Genomic DNA, 25,152 nt, shown 5'->3' with positions numbered 1-25,152 from the left:
AAGCTAAAGTTCAAAAAACGTTGTTTTTTGTGACCGCACTTTTGCGAAAAAATTTCTTTTGTTAGCCGCACGCTAATACAGAAAATAAAACTTGTACATTATACAGATGTTTTGATGTGATTGGTAACTTTATTTCATACCACCAACTTGTTATGATAGGTCAATTTTCATTCAGGCATTTATAAGGAGAAAATATGATTATTAGTAGCCTAACCAACCCGAATTTTAAAGTGGGTTTACCAAAAGTGATTGTAGAAGTGTGCGATTATCTCAATACATTAGACTTAAGTGTATTAGAAACCGGCCGCCACGATATTAACGATCAAATTTATATGAACGTGATGGAGCCGGAAACCGCCGAATCAAGCAGCAAAAAAGCGGAATTGCACCATGAATATTTAGATGTGCAAGTCTTAATTCGAGGAACGGAGAATATTGAAGTCGGCGCAACCTATCCGGATTTAACAAAATACGAAGATTACAATGATGCCGATGATTATCAACTGACTGCAGCGGATATTGAGAATAAATTTACGGTTACATTAACGCCTAAAATGTTTGCCGTATTCTACCCTTATGAACCGCACAAGCCATGCTGTATTGTGAATGGAAAATCGGAAAAGATTAAAAAATTAGTTGTCAAAGTACCGGTTAAATTACTTTGATTTTATATAAAAGTAGCACTCTATCGGAAGGGCGCTACTCCTATCATATTTGCTTAGTTTCTTTCTATCGCTTTTGGCGCAGATTTCAGTTAAATAGTTTCAAAAAAGTTGCATTCTGATCTTGATTTTCTTATATTAGCACTTGACTTTGTTTAGGAGGATTTATCTAATCATGACGAGCAACGAGCAACGAGCAACGAGCAACGAGCAACGAGCAACGAGCAACGAGCAACGAGCAACGAGCAACGAGCAACGAGCAACGAGCAACGAGCAACGAGCAACGAGCAACGAGCAACGAGCAACGAGCAACGAGCAACGAGCAACGAGCAACGAGCAACGAGCAACGAGCAACGAGCAACGAGCAACGAGCAACGAGCAACGAGCAACGAGCAACGAGCAACGAGCAACGAGCAACGAGCAACGAGCAACGAGCAACGAGCAACGAGCAACGAGCAATTAGCTACTAGAACTGCATCGGAAAAAAGAACAGAACACAGGGATAATTTAATTATCCCTGTGTTCTGTTCTTTTTTTTTTAGATAAGGGACAGAGTGCTGCTTAGAGAATGCTAATTTTGATCCGTTAATAAAGTAAATTTATCGGAACAATTTTAGCTTTAGCGGAAATTTAGAAACATTTATTTTATTGACGAATTTAGGGGGGATGTATGTCTACCACATTAAAAGTGTTAAATGCTAAAACGGTTATTGCAGAGCACAAAATTAAGCAAGGCGAAACGTTAACGTTAGCTGCAAAAGTCGAAGCTAATTATCAACTTATTGATGATAAAACAGGCTTTGGGCCGGAGAATATTATTACTAAACGGGAAGATAATGATTTAAAAATCTTCTTAAAAGATGGTGACGTTAAAGAAGATATTGTCATCAAAGATTACTATGATGAAGAGGCAGGAAAAGAAACAAGCAACTTATTAATTGGTCAAGCCGATAATGGCAAGATCTATGCATATATTCCAGAATCGGGTGTAAAAACTGATGCGGTGAGTTTACTTGCTGATCAAGTAGCAGCACCACAAATTCTAGGTGGTGACGAATTAGCTAGTGCGTTCTGGGCATTTAACCCATGGTGGTTAGCCGCATTAGTTCCATTGGCAGCAGGTATCACTATTGCAGCGAGCAACAGCGGAGGTAGTTCAGGTAACAATAATGGTTCTAATAATGAAGAACCGGACAATACAGCTCCAGTAAAAGCAGCAAAAAATGCAGTAGCTGCAGCAGAGAAGGCAGCATCTGACCTAGATAAAGCGATTGCGGAAGCCCAAAAAGGCGGTTTAACTGCGGAAGAAAAGTCTAAGTTAGACGAGCAAGCAAAAGAAGCGGATGCATTAAAAGATGCAGCGAAAGCGGCAGTGGATGCGTTACCGGATACGAGTACGGATAAAACGGATTTAACTACACGTGTTGAGGTGATTGACAACCGTGTGCCTGATGTAGCGGAAGACCCGGCAACTGAAGCGAAAGCCGCAGTAGAAGCAGCAGAAAAAGCGGCCAAAGCATTAGATGAAGCGATTGCAAATGCGGAGAAAAATCCGGATGGCAGCTTAAAAGATGAAGTAGCATTAAAAGCCCAGCAAGATGAAGCGAATGCGTTAAAAGAGGCGGCGAAAGAAGCGATTGCAAAAATCACTGATGATGCACAGAAAGCCGAGCTTGATAAGCAAGCGGATGCGATTAACAACGACTTCCCGACGGCAGACCCGGTGAAAGCGGCGGATGAGGCGTTAGCGAAGGCAAAAGCTGCGGAAGCGGCATTAGATGAAGCGATTGCAAATGCAGAGAAAAATCCGGATGGCAGCCTCAAAGATGAAGCAGCATTAAAAGCACAGCAAGATGAAGCGAATGCGTTAAAAGAGGCGGCGAAAGAAGCGATTGCGAAAGTGACCGATGATGCACAGAAAGCCGAGCTTGATAAGCAAGCAGATGCGATTAACAACGACTTCCCGACGGCAGACCCGGTGAAAGCGGCGGATGAGGCGTTAGCGAAGGCAAAAGCTGCGGAAGCGGCATTAGATGAAGCGATTGCAAATGCGGAGAAAAATCCGGATGGCAGCTTAAAAGATGAAGTAGCATTAAAAGCCCAGCAAGATGAAGCGAATGCGTTAAAAGAGGCGGCGAAAGAAGCGATTGCGAAAGTGACTGATGATGCACAGAAAGCCGAGCTTGATAAGCAAGCAGATGCGATTAACAACGACTTCCCGACGGCAGACCCGGTGAAAGCGGCGGATGAGGCGTTAGCGAAGGCGAAAGCAGCGGAAGCGGCATTAGATGAAGCGATTGCAAATGCGGAGAAAAATCCGGATGGCAGCCTCAAAGATGAAGCAGCATTAAAAGCACAGCAAGATGAAGCGAATGCGTTAAAAGAGGCGGCGAAAGAAGCGATTGCAAAAATCACTGATGATGCACAGAAAGCCGAGCTTGATAAGCAAGCGGATGCGATTAACAACGACTTCCCGACGGCAGACCCGGTGAAAGCGGCGGATGAGGCGTTAGCGAAGGCAAAAGCTGCGGAAGCGGCATTAGATGAAGCGATTGCAAATGCAGAGAAAAATCCGGATGGCAGCTTAAAAGATGAAGTAGCATTAAAAGCCCAGCAAGATGAAGCGAATGCGTTAAAAGAGGCGGCGAAAGAAGCGATTGCAAAAATCACTGATGATGCACAGAAAGCCGAGCTTGATAAGCAAGCGGATGCGATTAACAACGACTTCCCGACGGCAGACCCGGTGAAAGCGGCGGATGAGGCGTTAGCGAAGGCAAAAGCTGCGGAAGCGGCATTAGATGAAGCGATTGCAAATGCGGAGAAAAATCCGGATGGCAGCTTAAAAGATGAAGTAGCATTAAAAGCCCAGCAAGATGAAGCGAATGCGTTAAAAGAGGCGGCGAAAGAAGCGATTGCAAAAATCACTGATGATGCACAGAAAGCCGAGCTTGATAAGCAAGCGGATGCGATTAACAACGACTTCCCGACGGCAGACCCGGTGAAAGCGGCGGATGAGGCGTTAGCGAAGGCGAAAGCTGCGGAAGCGGCATTAGATGAAGCGATTGCAAATGCAGAGAAAAATCCGGATGGCAGCCTCAAAGATGAAGCAGCATTAAAAGCACAGCAAGATGAAGCGAATGCGTTAAAAGAGGCGGCGAAAGAAGCGATTGCGAAAGTGACTGATGATGCACAGAAAGCCGAGCTTGATAAGCAAGCAGATGCGATTAACAACGACTTCCCGACGGCAGACCCGGTGAAAGTGGCGGATGAGGCGTTAGCGAAGGCAAAAGCTGCGGAAGCGGCATTAGATGAAGCGATTGCAAATGCGGAGAAAAATCCGGACGGCAGCTTAAAAGACGAGTCAGATGTAGACTTACTAGTCGCTCAAAATAACGCTAATGCCTTTAAAGATTTTGCTAAAAGATTAATTGAACGTTTGCCGGATAGTATGAAGAAAACTGAGTTAGCAGAACAAGTTGAGTCAATTAACAATGATTTTCCGGTAGGGGATCCCCTGAAAGCGGCGGAATATATCTTAGCAGAAGCGAAAGAGGCTGAAGCGGCATTAGATGAAGCGATTGCAAATGCAGAGAAAAATCCGGATGGCAGCCTCAAAGATGAAGCAGCATTAAAAGCCCAGCAAGATGAAGCGAATGCGTTAAAAGAGGCGGCGAAAGAAGCGATTGCGAAAGTGACCGATGATGCACAGAAAGCCGAGCTTGATAAGCAAGCAGATGCGATTAACAACGACTTCCCGACGGCAGACCCGGTGAAAGCGGCGGATGAGGCGTTAGCGAAGGCAAAAGCTGCGGAAGCGGCATTAGATGAAGCGATTGCAAATGCAGAGAAAAATCCGGATGGCAGCTTAAAAGATGAAGTAGCATTAAAAGCCCAGCAAGATGAAGCGAATGCGTTAAAAGAGGCGGCGAAAGAAGCGATTGCAAAAATCACTGATGATGCACAGAAAGCCGAGCTTGATAAGCAAGCGGATGCGATTAACAACGACTTCCCGACGGCAGACCCGGTGAAAGCGGCGGATGAGGCGTTAGCGAAGGCAAAAGCTGCGGAAGCGGCATTAGATGAAGCGATTGCAAATGCAGAGAAAAATCCGGATGGCAGCCTCAAAGATGAAGCAGCATTAAAAGCACAGCAAGATGAAGCGAATGCGTTAAAAGAGGCGGCGAAAGAAGCGATTGCGAAAGTGACCGATGATGCACAGAAAGCCGAGCTTGATAAGCAAGCGGATGAGATTAACAATGACTTCCCGGAGGTAGAAGAGCCATATCCATTGCCAGATCAAACGGATACAAGCGCTTGGGAAGATGATGGCGAGGATTCGGATGACCCGAGAGATGCAGATCCTAGAGATGATAGTGAAGTAGATGATACACCGCAACTTGAACCGAATGTTATTATAACAGGTCGTCCAATTCCATCGGCTAAGCCTAGTAAATCGGTTGTTGATAAGATCAAAGCAAAAAATCCTAATTCAGTTGATCAAATTAATGATCAAGCTCAGATTGATGGAAATGAGGCAGCCAATCTTGTTGTCGTTGGTCGGGGGACGGATAGTACTAATATTGCGGGAAGACAATCAATCACTGCTGGTAGTATTAAAACTAACGGTGGTGATGATACGGTGGTTATTACTAATAATGTGATTCGTTCCACAATTGATACCGGTGCTGATAATGATAAGTTGGATATTCGAGGTAATTCCCGTTCCTCTATCTTATCAATGGGAACCGGAGATGATGTACTCACCATTCGTGGTAAGTTAGCCGGTATAAATAATCAAGTGAACCTTGGAGATGGTGATGATACGATGATTGTTGCTGGTGGTGCGGTATTCAACGGTTCTGCAGCGAGTAGCCATGCAACTAAGACAAACTGGAATAAGATTGATTTAGGTGCAGGTAATGACAAATTATCAATTGGTGAAAAAGGTGCAGGTAATATCCAATATACGGATATTCAAGCAGGTAGCGGAGATGATGTGATCACGTTATCTCCAAACAGAGGCAAAGGGGATTTATTCTGGGTCAATGTTGATTTGGGCGATGGAAATGATGAACTTATCGTCAAAGCCAGTGATTTACGTATGACGTATATCAATGGAGGGGAAGGTAATGATACGATTGATTTAAGCCAAGCTCAATTCACAACCACTTATCATACTCATGTAGGTGATACACGTATTGATGGTGGAAACGGCAACGATAAGATTATTTTAGGTGATGTTGGTTATACTACAGATGCTCATTACTATAAGATAACTGGTGGTGCTGGCGATGATATTGTTGAATTTACTCAAGATTATAGTATTCATGAATATAATACTGGTGGAGCTGAAATAAACACTAATCGTAATCAAGTTGATATTCAAGGCGGTGAAGGTTTTGATACCGTATCAATTACTGGTAGTGGTACAACAGTGGATATGAGTTCGGGCACTAGCAGTTCAAATAGACCGGAAGGACTGAGAGATTTTGAAGCGGTTGATATGACTGCGAGCGGGAGTCAAACGGTAAAAGTGAAATTAGCTGATGTATTGGCAAATTCTGGTACTCTTTATGTTGCAGGGGATAGTTCCGATACCGTTGATCTTGGATCTGACGGAAATGGCAGTTTAGGTGGATTTAGTAAAACGACCGAAACAACGACAAGAACTGCGTTAGACGGTTCAGAACATACTTATACTGCTTATACAAACGGGAATGCTAAAGTATATATTGATGATACAATCACTAATATTATCTAATTGCAGATAACCAAAGTTTACCGTTCGAAAGGTGGTAAACTTTTAAGTTGAATTAAAACGGTACGATTGGCAATTTTACTTGCTGCTCGTACCGTTTTTTATTCTTGTGAAATAATATTTAATTTTACTTTTGCTATGGAAAGTAAAAATAAAAGTGCGGTTAAAAACTTCCTTGTTTTTGACGCGCACTTCAGCGCGTTATTTCAGGACAGTAATTGTCCACTTTGCATCACCAATTTGTTCAAAATTGCTTACTTCATAACCTTCTTCTGCTGCCCAAACTGGGATAGCTTCTGTGGCTTGAGTACAGTCAAATTCAATTTCAAGACCGTCGCCTTTATTGAGTTTCGCCATTTCTGCCTTTGCTTCCACTAATGGAAAGGGGCAAACTAAACCAAGTGTCGGTAATTTAACAATCATTTTTTCTCCTCAAATTAAGCGGTTACTGCTTTTAATCGTTGTGGACGGATAATGGTGAAATAAGCGGCAAACCAAGTGCCAAGCACCATTAATGGGAGGGAGATCCAACCCTGCCATGAAAAGTATGCCGTGGCGACAAGGGCATTACCGATTGAGCAGCCTCCCGCTAAGCTCGCCCCGATACCCATTAGTGAGCCGCCGAATGCACTATGTACCATGGTTTGCGTATCCGGTAGGCGGAGACGAAATTCATTACTGCCTTTTGCCGCAATAAATGAACCGATAAAGATTCCCAATACTAAGAATACGCCCCAATTAATAAATTTTGCTTCATTGGTGATGAGGTATTGCATAATGTTTGCCGATGGTGTGGTGATACCCAAACCGCCAATTCGTCCGGTTGCCACACTTAACGGCCAAGCTGCAAATGCAATCAAACCGATTAATATGGCTGAAACAAAGGGATGCCAACGTTTTTCAAATAAAATGTGGGCAATGCCGGTTTTTTTAGGTTTTAGCGTGGCGAACTTTACCTGTGGCTTCGCAAGATGTTTGTACACGTAATAGCCGGTGATAACGGTTAATAATGCCACGAGCCACCATGCGGATACACCGATGCTTTCATAAATATTGCGTTCGTCTATTTTGATACTACGCAGTGTTTGATTGAATTCGCCAAGCGGGCCGGTACGCATCATGGCACTAAATAACATATACATGATTAACGCCGCCCAGCTACCGATTAAACCTTCCGCCGCGCGATACCAAGTTCCTGTCGCACAACCGCCGGCATAAATAATACCGATACCGAAAATAAATGATCCGGCGATCACGGCAACAAATTCAAAATTTTTGGCGGGCTCAATATTCAACCAGCCAATTTCTTTTAAAATGAAAAAACCGATAGATTGCACGGTGATGGCAATGAGTAAGGCGACAAACATTTTATTGTTTTTTGTTACATATAAGTCACGAAATGCACCGGTGATACAAAAACGTCCGCGTTGCATGACAAAGCCGAGCAAAATACCACAACATAACCCTTCAAAAGCATAAAACCTCCTTAGATTAAAAATCGTCTTTAAGTAAGACCGGTTTTATTTTTAATAAAATTAAGTTATATGCGCCAAGAATTTTTAGTTAATTGATATGTGCTTTTGGAATAAAAAGTGCGGTTAAAAAACGGGCTCTGTATAGCAGCCAGATAAAAATTTAATCGACTAAAAAGGGTAAAATCCCGATTGAATTTAACTCAATCGGGATTTTATTATGTTCGAAAGCGATTTGAGTTCGCCGCATTGAATATCGCTTAATACGCTTAGACGGAAGTATTTAAGTGGTATTTTAATAATGGCGAATAGGCTAACATATCGTCGAAAATAGAAAATTCAACCGTATTTATTTCAAGCAACGGATTTTGTTGTTTAAACGTGTCGGACCAAATTTTTCTTTGGATTTCAGCACGGGCTAATTGTTCCGGTGTATATTTTTTCCAGTTGTGTGCTAGTATCTTGTGGAACATGGCTAACAATTGAATTTCCGGGATAACGTAGTGCTTGCCCGTCATAATCAAATTTATAGCTTGTCCCTACGGTTGGTAAAATTCATTTTGAAACAATAATTTTTACAGGCGAAAACAACTGTTTTAATTATAAAAATTGCGGTGAATTGAAGAGTATTTACCTTGAGAGTGACTCTGTAAATTGGATTGGTCGATAAATTGCGCTTTTGCAACGGTCATCGGGGAAATCCCCTTAATTGGCGGTATCGCCTTTGGGGGGAGTTTTTGACGAAGAAATTAAGAGCAGGGCTTACTCACCATAATTTCAATCACTTGGCGATCAATATACTGCATACTTTTTGAGGCGATGGCGCAGAGGTTGTCAATAGTGCGATCAAGATCATGTTCAACGATACCTTCGTTACCGGTGACACGGGTTTCATCCATTGCCATCAATACGGATTTGTAGCCTGATGCCACACTGGTGGAGACTTTCATTGCGCAACTGTTTGCCGCACCGTCGCAAATGATGCCGCTAATATCGCCGATCATACTGCAAATACCCATGCTGGCGGTTTCAAATTTCCCCGTTAATAAATAAGCAATGCCGGCACAGCTTCCCATGGATGCGGTGGTTACCGCACAAAGTGCGGATAATTTCGGCAGTTTACTGTGAATATAAATCGCCATTAAATGTGATAAAAATAACGCGCGTAGGCGTTTTTCTTCATTGATATTCAAATAATCGGCGACCACCACCACGGGCATGGTGGCGGTAATCCCTTGATTTCCCGAACCGGAATTACTCATTGCAGGCAAGGTTGCCCCACCCATTCGGGCATCGGAGGCTGCGGTGGTTTCGATCATTATTTTGCTAAGTAGATCGTCTGAAATTAGGCCGCTGCCAACTTGTTTACGTAAAGTTCGCCCGATATGTAAGCCGTAGTTTTCCCGTAAACCCTCATTAGAAAGGGCTCGATTGAGTTCGGCGGTTTGCCCGATAAAGCGAATTTTGTCTAGCGGAACTTGGCAGGAAAATTCAAAAATTTCACGCGCAGTAACCTGTTTGAAAATCTCGTAGGGGGCACCATCGGTATATTCATTTTCTGTTTTTTCAAAGAGGATTTCGCCATTTTTTTCAACCAAAATTACATTCGTATGTTGATCTTGAATGACCACTCTCACCCAATCTTTATCGGCTAAAAGCACCGCCTCTGAATAGAGAATGTGATCCGTTGGGTGAATATCAACAGTCACAAGTTTTTGATCGAGCATGGCTCTTGCTGCTGAAACTTGTTGTGGTGTGATATGTTTTAACACTTCCAAGCCCCCCTCAGAATCGCCACCTAATGCACCAATTGCTGCGGCAATGGGCAAGCCAACCATACCCGTTCCCGGCACGGCTACACCCAAACCGTTTTTCATTAGGTTTGGTGATACTTTGGCTGCAATACGTTCTGGCTTTTTGCCTAAATATTTAGCCGCTGTTGCAGAGGCAAGGGCAAGGGAAATCGGTTCGGTACAACCGAGTGCCGGAACCACATCTTTTTGAACGATGGCGATGAGTTGATCGCCAATGTGTTGCAATTTGTTATTCATAATGGGCTCCTATAAAAAGGTAAGGAAAGGAGATATGCACAATAAAATACCCGTGATGATAATGATGTAAAGTGAGACACCTTTGTATTTATGTAACATTGGCACTTTATACACTAAGTATGCAGGGATTAAACAACCGACTAAACCAAAAATGGGGCTACAAATTGAAGTGAAGCTCAATACTGGCGCATTGAGTACAATAGCTCCCCAAGCCAGTAAAATTGCGCCAATCATAATGCCTTTTTGTACATAATGTTGATTGATTTTATCTTCAGGCATAATACGCGCGAGTAGGTTTATTACAATCCCTTGGGTGGCTTCACGAAAGCCAAGATATACACCAAAGAATGCTGTCATTACGGCGAAGATATTTAAAATCATGCCAACATAGGTTGCCCAAGAGCCCGGGAAGAATTGTGCGACGATGGCAAGGGCTGAAATATTTTGTTCATAGGCTTTTACCGCTTCTTCGTGCCCTATGGCAAGGGTGAAAGATACTGCGTAGAAAAATACTGTGGTAAACAAAATAAAGAATGCGATATTCATGGCGCGTAAGGCTTTACGGCGGGCTATTTCATGATTCACTTCTTTTTGACGGTAGGATATGACCATCGGACTCAAGGTTTGAATAAATAAAATTGAGGTTAAGGTGAACGGCAGGGTGATGATTGCGTTTTTAATTAACAAACCGGCAGGCGGCAGTGCAGCAATGTTATATAAATGCCACATACCGATCATGGCAAAGCCAAGTGCAGCGACGACAAATAATTTAGTCAGAACCATAAAGCTGGAAAGTTTAAATAATAGTTTTTCACCTCTAGATGAAATTGCTACCAAAATACAGATAAGAATTAAACCGTAAAATGGATTTTCAGAGAGTAAGGTTTTGGTTACGCCAAAGGTGTGTAAATATGAGGCACTGTCATTTGTAATCGCGGTGGAATACACAAACATCCAAATAATTAACATCACAAAATAAAGTGCGCCTAATAAAATCCCCCAGTTTTTGCCAAGATAACCTGAAATGACACTTGGATAATCTTGACATTTTGGTGATTCGGCAAGGGTGTTAATAAATAATCGTTGAAACAAATACATGGCGGGGTAGCCAATAACGGAGGACAACAAAAATACCCACATGCCCATCAATCCCACTTGTACAGGCAAAAATACGATGCCCGCACCAATTGCCATACCAATACTCATAATGACCCAACCGAAATCGGTAGCATCAAATTTCATTACGGCTTTAAGTTCCGCTTTTGAAAGTTCATTTTTCATCGTTTTCTCCAAGTAAGAAAATAAGTTTGTTTCTTTATTTGCTTTCCTTGAGTGAAAAAAACATCAATTAAAAATTATTCACCTTTGAGTTCGCGGAGGTGCTTATAAATGGCATATTTAGTTAAACGAAGATTCTCTGCCACAAACATTACGGCATCTTTTAATTCAAAAAAACCGTTGTCATATAAATCAGTAATAATAGCTTTTTTGTAGTTTTTTTGATGAGGTGTAATATGTTGCTCAACAGTAGAAATGGCTTTGGAAAGCGAATATTTCATCATGTCCTGATGGTTTGACACAAAAGTTTCGTCTTTTGGTGGAATCGCTAAATTTTGTTGTGGCATTAAATTTGCCATAATTTTATCTAATGGATAAGACAAATTCAGATTAATACAAAATAATCCAATGGGTTTGCCGTTTCCGCCTAAAATAATATGAGTGGTGGATTTAACTAAATGCCCGTAATTGGTGGTGGAAAAATAACTTTGTTTTAACTGTTTAGGAGCTTTTTGATAGTCTTTGAGGATTTTTAAGGCTTTATCTGTAATTGGCGCGCCCACGGAACGCCCTGTGTGAAAGCCGTTTACAATTTTTATTACAGAAGAACTGAGTTCACCTAATTGGTGAACCACTACTTCGCAACATTCCCCTAATAAATGGGCGATAGAATCGGCTAAATGAAGATAAGATTGCAGTATATGTTGATCGACATCTTGTGCAATTAAAGTTAGTTGCTCATCGCTCATTTTCTTCTCCTCACCACTTTATGGTTGAGGCAAAGTATGATGAAGTTATTTTAAATAGTCAAATTAATTTAACTACAATCTTGATTTTGGTTAAGTTTTTTATACTTTTTAGAAGAAAAAATCCATTGTGAAAACACAGGGGATGTTAAACTTAGCAACTATTTTATGGCTCAATTAAATTGAACCTGCTTTCTCGATCACCAAAATCCGAGCTTCACCTTGTGGGATAGCGAGATGTTCAGTGCCAATTCCGGCGTAGAAAATGTCGCCGGTTTTAAGTAATGTCATTTTTTCTTCGTTATTTTCTTTGTAACGCATTTCTACTATACCATCCAAGACAGCAAAAACTTCTTCGCCATCATTGATATGCCATTTATAAGGTTGATTCGTCCAATGTAAACGTACACTGATACCGTTCATTTCAGTGATATCTAGGGCCCCCCAGGGACGTTTGGCTGTGAAATCTTTACTACAAATAATTTGATATGTCATATTGCCTCCATTTAATGCGCTTCATCCCAGTTTTTCCCGACGCCGACATCTACAATCAAAGGTACGACAAGTTCAGCGGCGGTTTCCATATTTTGTTTGATTAGTTTGCTAAAAAACTCGACTTTTTCCGACCGCACTTCAAACACTAATTCATCATGTACTTGCATAATCATATCAATATCGGGATCCTGGCGAAAGAGTTCGTCAAGTTTAATCATCGCACGTTTAATAATATCTGCTGCCGTGCCTTGCATTGGGGCATTGATGGCAACCCGTTCCGCCCCTTTTCGGCGCATTGCGTTAGCGGCATTAATATCCGGCAAATATAAACGACGACCGAATAGGGTTTCCACATAGCCTTGTGCTTTGGCTTTCTCGCGGATATCCTGCATAAAGGTTTGTACCCCCGGATAACGTTGGAAATATAAATCCATATATTTTTGTGCATCGCCACGTGGAATGCCAAGTTGGCGGGAAAGCCCAAAAGCGGACATCCCATAAATCAAACCAAAGTTGATGGCTTTTGCATTGCGGCGTTGCTCACCGGTTACTTCATTCAATGGTACGCCAAAGATTTCAGCAGCAGTGGAACGGTGAATATCTTTACCTTGTGCAAAGGCATTAATCAAACCTTGATCCTGAGATAAATGCGCCATAATGCGCAATTCGATTTGGGAATAGTCGGCAGCCAAGACGGAATAGCCTTCACGGGCAATAAAAGCTTGACGAATACGGCGACCTTCTTCATTACGGATCGGAATGTTTTGTAAATTTGGATCACTGGAGGATAAACGCCCTGTTGCGGTTACCGCTTGATGGTAAGAAGTATGAACACGCCCTGTGTTCGGCTCTACCATTTGTGGTAATTTATCCGTATAGGTCGATTTTAATTTGCTTAAGCCTCGATGTTCTACTAATACTTTTGGCAACTCGTGACTGTATGCCAATTCTTCCAATACTTCTTCATTGGTAGAAGGGGCACCTTTCGGGGTTTTTTGCAGCACTGGCAAACCGAGTTTATCAAATAAAATTTCTTGTAGTTGTTTGGTGGATGCTAGATTAAAGGTTTGCCCGGCGAGTTCGTAAGCGCGTGCTTCAAGTGCGATCAATCTTGTGGCAATTTCATTGGATTGCATGAACAGGGCATCACTATCAATCAATACGCCGGTGCGTTCCATACGGGAAAGTACGCTTAACAACGGCAATTCCATTTCTTCAAAAAGTGTGACTAAACTTGGCGTTTGCTGTAATTTCTGCCATAGTGCTTGTTGGAGTTTCATCGTGACATCTGCATCTTCGGCGGCATATTCCGCCGCTTGTTCCAATGGAATTTGATTGAATGTCAGTTGATTTTTACCTTTACCGGCAATATCTTCAAAGCTGATAGTCTGATGTCCTAAATAGCGTTTAGCGAGATCATCCATATTGTGACGACCGGTGCTGTCCAGCACATAGGATTCTAACATCGTATCAAAAGCAACACCTTGCACATCAATGCCATTTCGCACCAAAATGGTGAGATCATATTTGATATTTTGTCCTACTTTTTTGATGTTGGCATTTTCAAGAATCGGTTTGAGTGCAGAAAGTGCGGTTGTTTTTTCGAGTGTTTGAGGCGCACCGAGATAATCCAGTTGTAGCGGAAGGTAAGCCGCTTCACCGTTCTCAAGCGCAAAAGAAAGCCCGACAAGATTCGCCGCCATATAATTCAGACTGTCGGTTTCGGTATCTAAGGCAAATAGGGAGGCTTTTGATAGCTTATCAATCCAACGCTCAAGATCAGCTGAAGTGAGTAAGGTTTCATATCGGCTGCGATCAATTTGAATTTCCGGTAATTTTTCAACCGCACTTCCCGACGGAATACTTTGTGTGGCTTGATACGGATTTATTTTCACCGATTGATCGTTTGCCTGTGTGATGGAATCCGAACCGTTCATGACTTCATTTAACCAACGTTTAAATTCATAGCGACCAAAATATTCAATCAATCGGTCATTATCACTTTCACCGAGCAATAATTCGTCAGGCGTTATGTTTAATAGCACATCGGTTTTAATCGTTGCAAGGGTGTAAGATAAATCCGCATTTTGTTTTTCGGCAATCAATTTTTCACCGAGCTTTTTTGCCCCTCGAATCGGCAACTCAGCCACCTTATCAAGATTGGCATAAATTTCGGCCATATTGCCGAGACCTTGTAAAAGCCCCAGTGCGGTTTTTTCTCCCACACCGGCAACCCCCGGAATGTTATCCGAGCTATCGCCCATCAGTGCAAGGTAATCAATAATGAGTTCCGGCGGAATACCGTATTTTTCAATCACACCTTGGCGGTCCAATAAGCTATTGTTCATGGTATTGATGAGCATAATATTGTCATCTACCAGTTGTGCCATATCTTTATCGCCGGTGCTGATAAGCACTTTTTTACCGTTGTGGGACGCTTGTCTGGCGAGTGTGCCGATAACATCATCCGCTTCTACGCCCTCTACCACTAAAAGGGGAATACCAAGGGCGCGGATCATATCGTGTAACGGTTGAATTTGCTTTCTGAGATCATCGGGCATAGGCGGGCGATGAGATTTGTATTGTTCGAACAGCTCATCCCGGAAGGTTTTCCCTTTGGCATCAAATACCACGGCAATGTGGCTAGGCTGCACCTGTGAAATCAGGCTTTTAAGCATATTTAATACACCATACATTGCACCGGTTGGCTCACCGGCGGAATTCGTTAAAGGGGGAAATGCATGAAATGCGCGATATAAGTAAGAAGAACCATCCACTAATACCAATGGATTTGCTGCGATCTGTGCCATAAAAATCTCATATGAAAGCTAAAGATGGCGACATTATAGCGTAAATTCAGAGTCGGTGCGAAGCGCTAAAGCCGACTGACGCGATGTAAAAAATATGACGAAAAAGTTTGCTTATGGCATAATGCCGTCCCGTTCAAAAATGAAAATTAAAGGAAATACAATGTCATTAAAATCGGTTGAAATTGTCGTATTGGGACAAGTATTACGTTTAAATGTGCCTTATGAGCAGGAAGAGGATTTACGCCAAGCGGCACGTAATTTAGATGCGTTGGTTTCTGAAATGAAAGAAAAAACAGGGTTAATTCAGCTTGATCGTGTGCTTTCTATTGTGGCATTAAATTTGAGTTTTGAACTGACTCAAGAGAAACACAAAAATGCACAAATCGAAGAAGTGTTGAAAACACGGATTCGCCAGTTAGATCATTCTTTGGAGAGCATTCGTTCTGCAAGAGAATAATTTGTGAGCAAGATCGCAGATTTTAAAAATAAAGGCTGGTAAAAACACCTGCTTTTCGCTAGTATAACGGCATAGAGATTTCCTGGAATGTTCGACAATGGGTTATGTCCCTGAGCCGATACTTAAAATCTTATAAATCGGTTTCCCGTCATTGGTGTGTAGGCTTTGCCTTTATTCTTCTCCTGAAAAATAAAGGAATTAAGAAACCTGAAAATGACCTTATCGATTTCCTTGAACCGTCGGGTTCAAGGACTACCACCCATAACGGCATTCCGGGTTCTTTCCTTCTACCTTTATGAATATTCAGCAACAACGCCAACAAATTCGTCGTCAGATTCGAAAAACTCGCTCGAATTTGACCGCACTTCAACAACAGCAGGCAGAGCAAACCGTTACGCAGCAAGCCCTTAATTTGATAGAACGCCGTCAGGCAAAAAATATCGCGTTATATCTCTCTTTTGATGGTGAAATTTCAACCCAATCCCTAATAAAAACCCTCTGGAAAAAAAATAAAAAAGTATTTTTACCCGTCTTGCACCCTTTTGCGAAAAATCACTTACTCTTTTTACAGTATTTGCCTGACACTCCGATGGTGCAAAACCGTTTTGGCATTTGGGAACCAAAATTGAATGTTCAGAATGTGTTACCAATCAATGAGTTGGATATTCTTTTTACTCCCTTGGTCGCATTTGACAAACAGGGAAACCGATTGGGAATGGGCGGTGGATTTTATGATCGTACATTGCAGAATTGGCAACAAAAAGCCTTTATTCCTGTTGGTTTAGCCCATGCTTGCCAGCAGGTTGAGACATTGCCAATTGAACATTGGGATATCCCGCTTTTTAATATTTTGATTGGGTAAAATCTATCATTTCAATTTAATTGATAGGTAAAATCAAAAATATTTCATTTTTCCCCTTGAAATCCCCCCAAATGATCTTACTTACCTTGTGTGAACGGCGAAAGCCAAATTGAATGTAACTTAAGAGGGAAAGATAAAATGAATATAGAAAAATTTACCACAAAATTCCAACAAGCCTTGAGTGAGGCACAATCTCTCGCGCTTGGCAAAGATAATCAATTTATCGAACCGGTGCATTTATTGACCGCACTTTTAAACCAACAAGACGGCTCGGTTGCCCCGATTTTAACTGCAAGCGGGGTAAATGTTGCCTTATTGCGTAATGAGTTAAATAGCGAACTCAATAAATTGCCGCAAGTTTCCGGCAATGGGGGAGATGTGCAAATTTCCCGTCAATTACTTAACTTATTGAATTTATGCGACAAACTTGCCCAACAAAGACAAGATAAATTTATTTCAAGCGAGTTGTTTTTGCTTGCCACATTAGAGGAACGCGGCGTGTTAAAGGATGTTTTAACCAAATGCGGGGCGAAAAAAGAACAAATTGCGCAAACGATTCAACAAATTCGTGGAGGACAAAGCGTGAACGATCAAAATGCGGAAGAAAGCAGACAAGCTCTTGAAAAATATACGATTGATTTAACTAAACGGGCAGAAAGCGGCAAACTTGATCCGGTGATTGGACGTGATGAAGAAATCCGTCGAACCATTCAAGTTTTGCAACGCCGGACTAAAAATAACCCGGTCTTAATTGGCGAACCGGGCGTGGGGAAAACCGCCATTGTAGAAGGTTTGGCGCAGCGTATTGTAAACGGTGAAGTGCCGGAAGGGCTGAAAAATAAACGTGTTCTTTCTTTAGATATGGGCGCGTTGATTGCGGGCGCAAAATATCGTGGTGAATTTGAGGAACGCTTGAAAGCGGTATTGAATGAATTAGCAAAAGAAGAAGGCAGAGTCATTCTATTTATTGATGAAATTCACACCATGGTTGGCGCTGGTAAAACAGATGGTGCCATGGATGCCGGTAACTTGTTAAAACCAAGTTTGGCACGTGGTGAATTGCACTGTGTAGGGGCGACAACCTTAGATGAATATCGTCAATATATTGAAAAAGATGCGGCATTGGAGCGTCGTTTTCAAAAAGTGTTTGTGGACGAACCAAGCGTAGAAGATACTATCGCCATTTTACGTGGTTTAAAAGAGCGTTATGAAATTCACCACCATGTGGATATTACCGACCCAGCGATTGTGGCGGCGGCGACCCTTTCACATCGTTATATTTCCGATCGCCAATTGCCGGATAAAGCCATTGATTTAATTGATGAAGCAGCATCCAGTATTCGTATGGAAATTGATTCCAAACCGGAACCGCTTGATCGTCTTGAACGTCGCATTATCCAATTAAAATTGGAGCAACAAGCACTGAAAAAAGAGGAAGATGAGGCAAGCCGTAAACGTTTGGAAACCTTAGAAAAAGAACTTGCCGATAAAGAACGTGAATATGCGGAATTAGAGGAAGTATGGAAATCTGAAAAAGCCACACTTTCCGGTTCACAACATATTAAACAAGCACTGGATGCGGCGAAAACTGAAATGGAGCAAGCCCGCCGTGCCGGTGATTTAAACAAAATGTCGGAACTACAATACGGTCGCATTCCTGAATTGGAAAAACAACTTGCTCAGGCTGAAACGAGCGAAGGCAAAGAAATGAGCTTATTACGTTATCGTGTGACCGATGAAGAAATTGCAGAAGTGCTTTCCAAAGCGACAGGGATTCCAGTGTCCAAAATGATGGAAGGGGAAAAAGAAAAACTGTTGCGGATGGAAGAAGAATTGCACAAACGTGTGATTGGTCAGAACGAAGCGGTGAATGCCGTAGCCAATGCGATTCGCCGTAGCCGTGCCGGGCTTTCCGATCCAAACCGTCCGATTGGTTCTTTCTTATTCTTAGGGCCAACCGGTGTAGGGAAAACGGAATTGTGTAAAACTTTGGCAAAATTCCTCTTTGACAGTGATGATGCAATGGTGCGCATTGATATGTCGGAATTTATGGAAAAACACAGCGTTTCCCGTTTAGTCGGTGCGCCTCCGGGTTATGTGGGCTATGAAGAAGGCGGTTATTTAACGGAGGCGGTTCGTCGTCGTCCTTATTCTGTGATTTTACTTGACGAGGTTGAGAAAGCGCACGCCGATGTATTCAATATCTTGTTACAAGTGTTGGATGACGGGCGTTTAACCGATGGTCAAGGAAGAACGGTGGATTTCCGTAATACCGTGGTGATTATGACCTCAAACTTGGGTTCCCATTTAATTCAGGAACATCAAGGCGAAGGCTATGAGGAAATGAAAAATCGAGTGATGTCGGTTGTGGGGCAACATTTCCGTCCGGAATTTATCAACCGTATTGATGAAACCGTGGTGTTCCACCCGTTGGAGAAAGAAAATATCCGTTCCATTGCAAGCATTCAATTAGAACGTCTGGCAAAACGTATGGAAAGCCGTGGCTATGAAATTGTATTCAGCGAAGCACTCATTGATTTCATTGGTGAAGTAGGCTATGACCCTCTTTATGGTGCGCGCCCGTTAAAACGAGCGATTCAGCAAGAGATCGAAAATCCATTGGCACAACAAATCCTTTCCGGTAAATTGCTGCCAAGCAGTGTGGTAACTGTGGATTATACCGATGGCAAGGTTGTAGCAAAACAATAAATCTAAAATACAAAAAGTGCGGTCATTTTTAACCGCACTTTTTTACTTTCTACTTAAAATCAAAAACCGACAATCATAAGGATTTTTTTTGTCTTTTTCTCGATATTCTTCAAATTCAATATGCCATTCATCCCAATTTAATTCAGGGAAAAAGGTATCGCCATCAATTTCCGCTTGAATTTGGGTTAAATAGAGTTTATCCGCTTGGGGTAAATATTGTTTAAACAGTTCACCGCCGCCAATTAGCATAGTTTCCTCAGAATCTCTGACAAAATCAACCGCACTTTCGAGGCTGTTTTTCCAGATGATACCTTCCTGTTCAAACGGTTTGCGCGAAAGCACAATATTCACCCGTTTAGGGAGAGGGCGACCAATACTCTCAAAGGTTTTGCGCCCCATAATGACCGGTTTCCCTGTGGTATTTTTTCTGAACCAAGCAAGGTCAGCCGGCAGATGCCAAGGCATTTGGTTATCTTTGCCGATTACATGGTTAAGGGTTGTTGCGACAATTAAACTGAACGTCATAAAAGCTCCTTGTTGAATTGCTGAGCAATATATCATAGCACAATACAAATTTAATGCTTTTTAATGAGTTTAGTGCTAACGTATGCGACATTTTTTGATAATTAAAAAGGGTTAATAAAATGAATAAAACCATTGTTGTGAAGTTCGGTACCAGCACCTTAACCCAAGGTTCACCCAAATTAAATTCACCGCATATGATGGAAATTGTGCGACAAATTGCACAACTTCATCATGAAGGTTTTCGTATTGTGATTGTTACCTCCGGTGCTATTGCCGCAGGTCGCCATTATTTGAACCACCCGCAATTACCGCCAACCATTGCATCGAAACAATTACTTGCCGCTGTGGGGCAAAGCCAGCTCATTCAAGCGTGGGAAAAATTGTTTGCGATTTATGATATTCATATCGGTCAAATTTTACTGACTCGTGCGGATATTGAAGATCGCGAGCGTTTTCTTAATGCGCGGGATACCTTGCACGCATTGTTAGATAACCGAATCATTCCCGTGATTAACGAAAACGATGCGGTGGCAACGGCGGAAATTAAAGTAGGGGATAATGATAACTTATCGGCATTGGTGGCGATTTTGGTGCAAGCGGAACAACTTTATCTTTTAACGGATCAGCAAGGGTTATTTGATAGTGATCCGCGTAAAAATCCGGAGGCAAAATTGATTCCGGTCGTGGATAAAATTACCGATCATATTCGTTCCATTGCGGGAGGAAGTGGTACAACCCTGGGTACGGGCGGAATGAGTACTAAGATTATTGCCGCTGATGTAGCAACACGTTCCGGTATTGAAACGATTATTGCTCCGGGTAATCGTTCAAATGTGATTGTGGATTTGGCACACGAACAGGATATTGGCTCGAAGTTTACCGCCCATCATACCGATCGCTTGGAAAGTCGTAAGCAATGGTTATTTGCCGCACCTTCAGCCGGTGTGATTACTATTGATGAAGGGGCGGAACAGGCGATGCTGGTTCAAAATAAATCCCTTTTACCGGCGGGGATTGTTGCTGTGGAGGGGCGTTTTTCCCGTGGTGAAGTCGTGAAAATTCGCAATCAGGCGGGCAAAGACATTGCGCTCGGCATGCCACGTTATAACAATGAGGCTTTGTTACGCATTATGGGAAAAAAATCGCAAGATATTGAAGCGATTTTGGGCTATGAATATGGCGCAGTTGCGCTTCACCGTGATGATATGATTATTTTATAAAGGATGTAGTTGTGAAAAAAGTGTTTATTTTTAGTTTTTTATGTGGTTTTTTTACGTTAAATGTGTCGGCAGATAGTGGTGTCGGGCGTTCTCCCTTTTATGTGAATGCCTCAACAAAACGCCTAAATACGGCTGATTGTAATGATGTCGATGATTGGTACTTGGATGGTTTTAGAGTGGGAAAAACGTTCAGCACCTATCAACAAAGTTTATTGCAGCAGCGTATTAGCTACTGCCAACAGTACGGTGGCGTTTCTAATGGGTTGAAATCTGCATGGATGCAGGGCTACAAAAAAGGTGCGCCGGTTCAGAAAAAACAAGGGAAGAAAAAACGAAAAAAACAAGCTCGAGTTTAGTCTTCAAGTGCGGTCAGAAAATCACATAACTTTTTGACCGCACTTTTCTTTTAAATTATTGTCCTCAATTTGTGTTTTTATTTAAGGAAGTAAATGATGAAAAAATTAATGCTCGCGTCGATGATTTTAGCTTTATCCGCTTGTGGGCAACATTCCACACGTTCGCCTATTTCAGTCAATCAATATGAAAAGCGCCTTAACACCATTGTTTGTCATGATGTGGATGATTGGTATTTGGATGGCTATCGTGTGGGAAAGGATTATGCCAAATACAGTCAAAGCCAATTAAATCAACGTATTCAATATTGTGACGGGATGACAAGTACGCAACGTAGCGCATGGTTTGACGGATTTAGTTCGGGTAATGGGGGACGCAACAGATACCGTTAAAAAGACGAAGAATAAAAAAGTGCGGTGAATTTCAACCGCACTTTTTATCTTTTTGTTATTGAGAATTAAAGAATATCCAATAATTCTACTTCAAATACAAGGGTAGAGAATGGTGGGATAGAAGCACCTGCGCCCCGTTCACCGTAGGCTAATTCGTGTGGAATGGTGAGTTTCCATTTAGATCCTACCGGCATCATTTGTAATGCTTCTACCCAGCCGCGAATTACACCATTTACCGGAAATTCCGCAGGCTGACCGCGTGATACAGAACTATCAAACACGGTTCCGTTTGGTAATGTACCGGTATAGTGAACGCGAATTTTATCGGTTGCCGATGGTTTTGCGCCCGTACCTTCCGTGATGATTTCATATTGAAGTCCACTATCGGTGACGGTTACACCGGATTTTTTTGCATTTTCCGCTAAAAAGGCTTTCCCTTCTTCTTCAATGGTTTTGAATTGAGCTTGTTGTGCTTCTGCCGCTTGTTGCTGAAGTTGTTGCACGGAAAGCATTAAATCATTAATGTCTAAGGCGGGTTGATTATGATTTAACGCATCGAAAATGCCTTTTGCGAGAGCTTCTACGGTAATATCCATTTGGCTTTCGAGTAATTGCTGACCGATTTGTAAACCAATACCGTAGCTTCCTTTTTCAGAAAGGTTTTCTAATTTAATTTGTTCAAAATTCATGTGTTTTCCTTTTAATTAAAAATTAATTTTTATATGCCAAAATTTCACCCATGCGCACCGGCTCGCCCGCAGTGAGGTGAGAGGCTAAATGCACTTGATTTTCTTGGAATAAATTGATGACGGTCGAGCCGAGTTGGAACCAGCCCATTTCTTGACCTTTGGTAAATTTCACCGCACTTTCACCTTCATAAGTCCAAGTTTTCACTTCATTGTGACGTGGCGGATTAATTATTCCCGCCCACGTTGTGCCGATACTGGCGGTAATGGTTGCACCCACGAGGATTTGCACCATTGTGCCGAATGTCGTATCAAAAACACAAATAAGGCGCTCGTTACGGGCGAATAAATTTGGTACGTGTCGGGCTAAAAACGGATTCACTGAAAATAAATCGCCCGGTACGTAAATCATTTTACGAAGCGTCGCATCACAGGGCATATGTACACGGTGATAATCACGAGGTGAAAGGTAAGTGGTGGCAAACTCCCCGTTTTTAAAGGTTTCGACCAATTCTTTATCCTCTGCTAAGAGATCTTCTAAACGAAAAAAATGGCCTTTTGCCTGCAATAAAAGGTTGTCATCAATATGACCGCATTCGCTAATATGGCCGTCCGCCGGTAGGCAAAGTGCGGTCGGATTTTGATTAATTGGGCGACTGTTGTTTTTTAGCGGACGAATAAAAAATTCGTTAAAACTGGCGTATTCATTGAATTGTTCTTTTTGTGCAATGCTCATATCAATGTTGTATTTTTTGGCAAAGGCTTTAATGGCAAGATGTGTCACGGCTCCCCATTTTTGCTTTGCAAACCACCCGGCAAATCGGGTTAAATAGAGTTGAGGCATCACATATTGAAAAGCGATTTTCAGGCGTTGCCAGTAAGAAATTGAGTTCATACTTGTTTTTCCTCATAAAAAATGAGGGGTGATTATAGCAATTTTTGTCGTTCTTCCAACTTTTAAATTTATAGAAAAAAACTACCGCACTTTGCGTTAGATCAGAAAATAATCCCCCTTAGCTATTGTTCAACGAAATCAAAAAGAGTATATTCAGCCCCAAATTTTCATTTTTAGAACGGAGTTTTATTATGTTTGGTTTATCCCCTGCACAAATGATCATTTTATTAGTGGTGATTTTGTTGGTTTTCGGTACGAAAAAATTAAGAAATGCAGGCTCTGATCTTGGTGCTGCGGTAAAAGGTTTTAAAAAAGCGATGCAAGATGATGAGCCAAAAACCAAGGATGCAGAGTTTAAGTCTATTGATAACAATACTGAAGCTGCAAAAACTGAGACAGTAAAAGAAAAAGAACAGGTATAACCCGTGTTTGATGTTGGTTTTTCCGAACTTGTTTTATTAATGATCGTGGGGCTGGTTGTACTGGGGCCTAAGCGCTTGCCTGTGGCGATCAGAACTGTTATGGGCTGGGTAAAAACCATTCGCGGGCTAGCGGCTAATGTTCAAAATGAATTAAAACAAGAACTGAAATTACAAGAATTGCAGGATAGTATTAAGAAGGCGGAATCTTTGAATTTGCAAACGCTTTCTCCCGAGCTAAGTAAAACCGTTGAAGAGTTAAAAGTACAAGCGGATAAAATGCGTGCCGAACTGGAAAGTAAGGCGGCAGAGGCGGGCACAACGGTAGAAGAGCAAATTAAAGAAATTAAAAGTGCGGCTGAAAATAGGGATAAATTTACGGAGTCGCCAATTCCTGAAGAAGAGCCTATGGAAAACCAAGAGGATGAAAAAACGGCGTCGAATTTGACCGCACTTGAGCCGCATGAGCAAGCGGAATTAACCGAACGCTTATCTGATTATTATCCGCCGGATGATATAGGTGTTGCGCCGCCAACAAAATTAAAATCCCAACCATAGAGAGTTTTTATGAGTCACGTGGATGAATCTCAACCCCTCATAACCCACCTTGTCGAATTAAGAAACCGCTTGCTACGTAGTGTGATTTGCGTGGTTTTGGTGTTTCTTGCCTTGGTGTATTTTTCAAACGATATTTATCATTTTGTCGCTGCGCCGCTAACAGCGGTGATGCCGAAAGGGGCAACAATGATTGCGACAAATATTCAAACACCGTTTTTCACACCGATTAAATTAACCGCAATTGTGGCAGTGTTTATTTCCGTGCCTTATTTGCTTTATCAAATTTGGGCATTTGTTGCCCCCGCGTTGTATCAGCATGAAAAACGGATGATTTACCCATTACTGTTTTCCAGCACGATTTTATTCTATTGCGGCGTTGCATTTGCCTACTACGTGGTATTTCCGTTCGTATTTGGCTTTTTTACCCAAACTGCACCGGAAGGGGTTGCTATTGCTACGGATATTAGTAGCTATCTTGATTTTGCTTTAGCATTATTCCTTGCTTTCGGTATATGTTTTGAAGTACCGGTTGCCATTATTTTGCTTTGTTGGACAGGCGTTACTACGGTGAAATCCCTTTCTGAAAAGCGCCCTTATGTTATCGTTGGGGCATTTTTTGTTGGGATGATTTTGACACCGCCCGATATCTTTTCACAGACTTTACTTGCCGTGCCGATGTGTTTATTGTTTGAACTCGGCTTATTAGTGGCACGTTTTTATCAACCGAAAGACAATGATGAAGAAAGTGCGGTTGAAAATTCGTCAGAATCTGAAAAATCAGAATAATGAATGGGGGCATAGCC

Annotated in this window: 22 protein-coding genes and 1 other RNA gene; 12 read left to right on the top strand and 11 right to left on the bottom strand. The window is 42.0% G+C overall.

What is annotated here, in order from left to right:
• Positions 1-194: 194 nt before the first annotated feature.
• Entirely contained in the window at positions 195-665 is a 471-nt protein-coding gene (gene nanQ / locus FEE42_RS06230; RefSeq protein WP_164027943.1) for an N-acetylneuraminate anomerase, read from the top strand.
• Positions 666-1,332: 667 nt separating this feature from the next.
• Complete coding sequence (locus FEE42_RS06225; protein WP_164027942.1) at positions 1,333-6,423, top strand: calcium-binding protein; 5,091 nt, start codon at positions 1,333-1,335, stop codon at positions 6,421-6,423.
• A gap of 198 nt (positions 6,424-6,621) precedes the next feature.
• Here FEE42_RS06225 and FEE42_RS06220 read toward each other — a convergent pair whose 3' ends face one another.
• From FEE42_RS06220 to polA, 8 genes are all read right to left on the bottom strand, one after another.
• A complete protein-coding gene (locus tag FEE42_RS06220; protein ID WP_164027941.1) occupies positions 6,622-6,843 on the bottom strand; it encodes a sulfurtransferase TusA family protein in 222 nt (73 codons plus the stop codon).
• A 14-nt stretch (positions 6,844-6,857) separates the two neighbouring features.
• A complete protein-coding gene (locus FEE42_RS06215; RefSeq protein WP_164027940.1) occupies positions 6,858-7,853 on the bottom strand; it encodes a YeeE/YedE family protein in 996 nt (331 codons plus the stop codon).
• Between the two features lie 447 nt (positions 7,854-8,300).
• On the bottom strand, positions 8,301-8,447 hold the full coding sequence (locus FEE42_RS13030; RefSeq protein WP_164028816.1) for a DUF1868 domain-containing protein: 147 nt from the start codon (positions 8,445-8,447) through the stop codon (positions 8,301-8,303).
• Positions 8,448-8,641: 194 nt separating this feature from the next.
• Entirely contained in the window at positions 8,642-9,943 is a 1,302-nt protein-coding gene (locus tag FEE42_RS06205; RefSeq protein WP_164027939.1) for an L-cysteine desulfidase family protein, read from the bottom strand.
• A 9-nt stretch (positions 9,944-9,952) separates the two neighbouring features.
• On the bottom strand, positions 9,953-11,224 hold the full coding sequence (locus FEE42_RS06200) for an SLC5/6 family protein (protein WP_059365905.1): 1,272 nt from the start codon (positions 11,222-11,224) through the stop codon (positions 9,953-9,955).
• A 74-nt stretch (positions 11,225-11,298) separates the two neighbouring features.
• A complete protein-coding gene (locus FEE42_RS06195) occupies positions 11,299-11,970 on the bottom strand; it encodes a helix-turn-helix transcriptional regulator (RefSeq protein WP_135969065.1) in 672 nt (223 codons plus the stop codon).
• Positions 11,971-12,144: 174 nt separating this feature from the next.
• A complete protein-coding gene (locus FEE42_RS06190) occupies positions 12,145-12,462 on the bottom strand; it encodes a cupin domain-containing protein (protein ID WP_135969064.1) in 318 nt (105 codons plus the stop codon).
• A gap of 11 nt (positions 12,463-12,473) precedes the next feature.
• Positions 12,474-15,272 (bottom strand): DNA polymerase I, encoded by a 2,799-nt coding sequence (gene polA, locus FEE42_RS06185; protein WP_164027938.1) that lies wholly within the window; start codon positions 15,270-15,272, stop codon positions 12,474-12,476.
• A gap of 160 nt (positions 15,273-15,432) precedes the next feature.
• On the opposite strand from polA, the gene FEE42_RS06180 reads away from it, so the two are divergent.
• From FEE42_RS06180 to clpB, 4 genes are all read left to right on the top strand, one after another.
• Positions 15,433-15,729: a cell division protein ZapA gene (locus FEE42_RS06180; RefSeq protein ID WP_059365901.1), complete on the top strand. Its 297-nt coding sequence runs from the start codon at positions 15,433-15,435 to the stop codon at positions 15,727-15,729.
• Between the two features lie 76 nt (positions 15,730-15,805).
• Positions 15,806-16,012, top strand: a non-coding RNA gene (ssrS, locus tag FEE42_RS06175) — 6S RNA.
• 12 nt (positions 16,013-16,024) lie between these two features.
• Positions 16,025-16,591, top strand: a complete 567-nt coding sequence (locus FEE42_RS06170) for a 5-formyltetrahydrofolate cyclo-ligase (RefSeq protein WP_059368809.1) — start codon at positions 16,025-16,027, stop codon at positions 16,589-16,591.
• A 138-nt stretch (positions 16,592-16,729) separates the two neighbouring features.
• Complete coding sequence (gene clpB, locus FEE42_RS06165) at positions 16,730-19,300, top strand: ATP-dependent chaperone ClpB (protein WP_059365900.1); 2,571 nt, start codon at positions 16,730-16,732, stop codon at positions 19,298-19,300.
• 42 nt (positions 19,301-19,342) lie between these two features.
• On the opposite strand, the gene folA is transcribed toward clpB, so the two are convergent.
• Positions 19,343-19,825 (bottom strand): type 3 dihydrofolate reductase, encoded by a 483-nt coding sequence (gene folA, locus FEE42_RS06160; RefSeq protein WP_135969062.1) that lies wholly within the window; start codon positions 19,823-19,825, stop codon positions 19,343-19,345.
• A 119-nt stretch (positions 19,826-19,944) separates the two neighbouring features.
• On the opposite strand from folA, the gene proB reads away from it, so the two are divergent.
• The 3 genes from proB (at position 19,945) to FEE42_RS06145 (ending at position 21,791) form a co-directional block, all read left to right on the top strand.
• On the top strand, positions 19,945-21,045 hold the full coding sequence (gene proB / locus FEE42_RS06155) for a glutamate 5-kinase (protein ID WP_135969061.1): 1,101 nt from the start codon (positions 19,945-19,947) through the stop codon (positions 21,043-21,045).
• A gap of 11 nt (positions 21,046-21,056) precedes the next feature.
• Positions 21,057-21,401 carry a hypothetical protein gene (locus tag FEE42_RS06150; protein ID WP_059365897.1) on the top strand — a complete coding sequence of 115 codons (345 nt, stop codon included), beginning with the start codon at positions 21,057-21,059 and terminating at the stop codon, positions 21,399-21,401.
• 93 nt (positions 21,402-21,494) lie between these two features.
• Positions 21,495-21,791 (top strand): hypothetical protein, encoded by a 297-nt coding sequence (locus FEE42_RS06145; protein ID WP_135969060.1) that lies wholly within the window; start codon positions 21,495-21,497, stop codon positions 21,789-21,791.
• A 65-nt stretch (positions 21,792-21,856) separates the two neighbouring features.
• Here FEE42_RS06145 and FEE42_RS06140 read toward each other — a convergent pair whose 3' ends face one another.
• Positions 21,857-22,480, bottom strand: a complete 624-nt coding sequence (locus tag FEE42_RS06140; protein WP_164027937.1) for an FKBP-type peptidyl-prolyl cis-trans isomerase — start codon at positions 22,478-22,480, stop codon at positions 21,857-21,859.
• A gap of 22 nt (positions 22,481-22,502) precedes the next feature.
• On the bottom strand, positions 22,503-23,372 hold the full coding sequence (asd, locus tag FEE42_RS06135) for an archaetidylserine decarboxylase (RefSeq protein WP_059365894.1): 870 nt from the start codon (positions 23,370-23,372) through the stop codon (positions 22,503-22,505).
• A gap of 191 nt (positions 23,373-23,563) precedes the next feature.
• On the opposite strand from asd, the gene tatA reads away from it, so the two are divergent.
• Genes tatA through tatC form a run of 3 tightly spaced genes read left to right on the top strand, consistent with a single transcriptional unit; the run spans position 23,564 to position 25,135 of the window.
• Entirely contained in the window at positions 23,564-23,794 is a 231-nt protein-coding gene (gene tatA / locus FEE42_RS06130; RefSeq protein ID WP_059365893.1) for a twin-arginine translocase TatA/TatE family subunit, read from the top strand.
• Positions 23,795-23,797: 3 nt separating this feature from the next.
• The gene (gene tatB, locus FEE42_RS06125) at positions 23,798-24,349 is read left to right on the top strand and encodes a Sec-independent protein translocase protein TatB (RefSeq protein ID WP_059365892.1); all 552 of its coding nucleotides are present in this window, start codon (positions 23,798-23,800) and stop codon (positions 24,347-24,349) included.
• Between the two features lie 9 nt (positions 24,350-24,358).
• Positions 24,359-25,135 carry a twin-arginine translocase subunit TatC gene (gene tatC, locus FEE42_RS06120; protein WP_059365891.1) on the top strand — a complete coding sequence of 259 codons (777 nt, stop codon included), beginning with the start codon at positions 24,359-24,361 and terminating at the stop codon, positions 25,133-25,135.
• Positions 25,136-25,152 lie beyond the last annotated feature (17 nt).

Source organism: Rodentibacter caecimuris (genome assembly GCF_010587025.1).
Lineage (GTDB): Bacteria > Pseudomonadota > Gammaproteobacteria > Enterobacterales > Pasteurellaceae > Rodentibacter > Rodentibacter caecimuris.
This window is presented reverse-complemented; position numbering and strand designations above follow the sequence as displayed.

What these genes read in the sequence shown, in the direction of transcription:
- nanQ (WP_164027943.1), top strand. Translation starts at nt 195, where the DNA reads ATGATTATTAGTAGCCTAACCAACCCGAATTTTAAAGTGGGTTTACCA.
- FEE42_RS06225 (WP_164027942.1), top strand. Translation starts at nt 1,333, where the DNA reads ATGTCTACCACATTAAAAGTGTTAAATGCTAAAACGGTTATTGCAGAG.
- FEE42_RS06220 (WP_164027941.1), bottom strand. Translation starts at nt 6,843, where the DNA reads ATGATTGTTAAATTACCGACACTTGGTTTAGTTTGCCCCTTTCCATTA.
- FEE42_RS06215 (WP_164027940.1), bottom strand. Translation starts at nt 7,853, where the DNA reads ATGCAACGCGGACGTTTTTGTATCACCGGTGCATTTCGTGACTTATAT.
- FEE42_RS06205 (WP_164027939.1), bottom strand. Translation starts at nt 9,943, where the DNA reads ATGAATAACAAATTGCAACACATTGGCGATCAACTCATCGCCATCGTT.
- FEE42_RS06200 (WP_059365905.1), bottom strand. Translation starts at nt 11,224, where the DNA reads ATGAAAAATGAACTTTCAAAAGCGGAACTTAAAGCCGTAATGAAATTT.
- FEE42_RS06195 (WP_135969065.1), bottom strand. Translation starts at nt 11,970, where the DNA reads ATGAGCGATGAGCAACTAACTTTAATTGCACAAGATGTCGATCAACAT.
- FEE42_RS06190 (WP_135969064.1), bottom strand. Translation starts at nt 12,462, where the DNA reads ATGACATATCAAATTATTTGTAGTAAAGATTTCACAGCCAAACGTCCC.
- polA (WP_164027938.1), bottom strand. Translation starts at nt 15,272, where the DNA reads ATGGCACAGATCGCAGCAAATCCATTGGTATTAGTGGATGGTTCTTCT.
- FEE42_RS06180 (WP_059365901.1), top strand. Translation starts at nt 15,433, where the DNA reads ATGTCATTAAAATCGGTTGAAATTGTCGTATTGGGACAAGTATTACGT.
- FEE42_RS06170 (WP_059368809.1), top strand. Translation starts at nt 16,025, where the DNA reads ATGAATATTCAGCAACAACGCCAACAAATTCGTCGTCAGATTCGAAAA.
- clpB (WP_059365900.1), top strand. Translation starts at nt 16,730, where the DNA reads ATGAATATAGAAAAATTTACCACAAAATTCCAACAAGCCTTGAGTGAG.
- folA (WP_135969062.1), bottom strand. Translation starts at nt 19,825, where the DNA reads ATGACGTTCAGTTTAATTGTCGCAACAACCCTTAACCATGTAATCGGC.
- proB (WP_135969061.1), top strand. Translation starts at nt 19,945, where the DNA reads ATGAATAAAACCATTGTTGTGAAGTTCGGTACCAGCACCTTAACCCAA.
- FEE42_RS06145 (WP_135969060.1), top strand. Translation starts at nt 21,495, where the DNA reads ATGATGAAAAAATTAATGCTCGCGTCGATGATTTTAGCTTTATCCGCT.
- FEE42_RS06140 (WP_164027937.1), bottom strand. Translation starts at nt 22,480, where the DNA reads ATGAATTTTGAACAAATTAAATTAGAAAACCTTTCTGAAAAAGGAAGC.
- asd (WP_059365894.1), bottom strand. Translation starts at nt 23,372, where the DNA reads ATGAACTCAATTTCTTACTGGCAACGCCTGAAAATCGCTTTTCAATAT.
- tatA (WP_059365893.1), top strand. Translation starts at nt 23,564, where the DNA reads ATGTTTGGTTTATCCCCTGCACAAATGATCATTTTATTAGTGGTGATT.
- tatC (WP_059365891.1), top strand. Translation starts at nt 24,359, where the DNA reads ATGAGTCACGTGGATGAATCTCAACCCCTCATAACCCACCTTGTCGAA.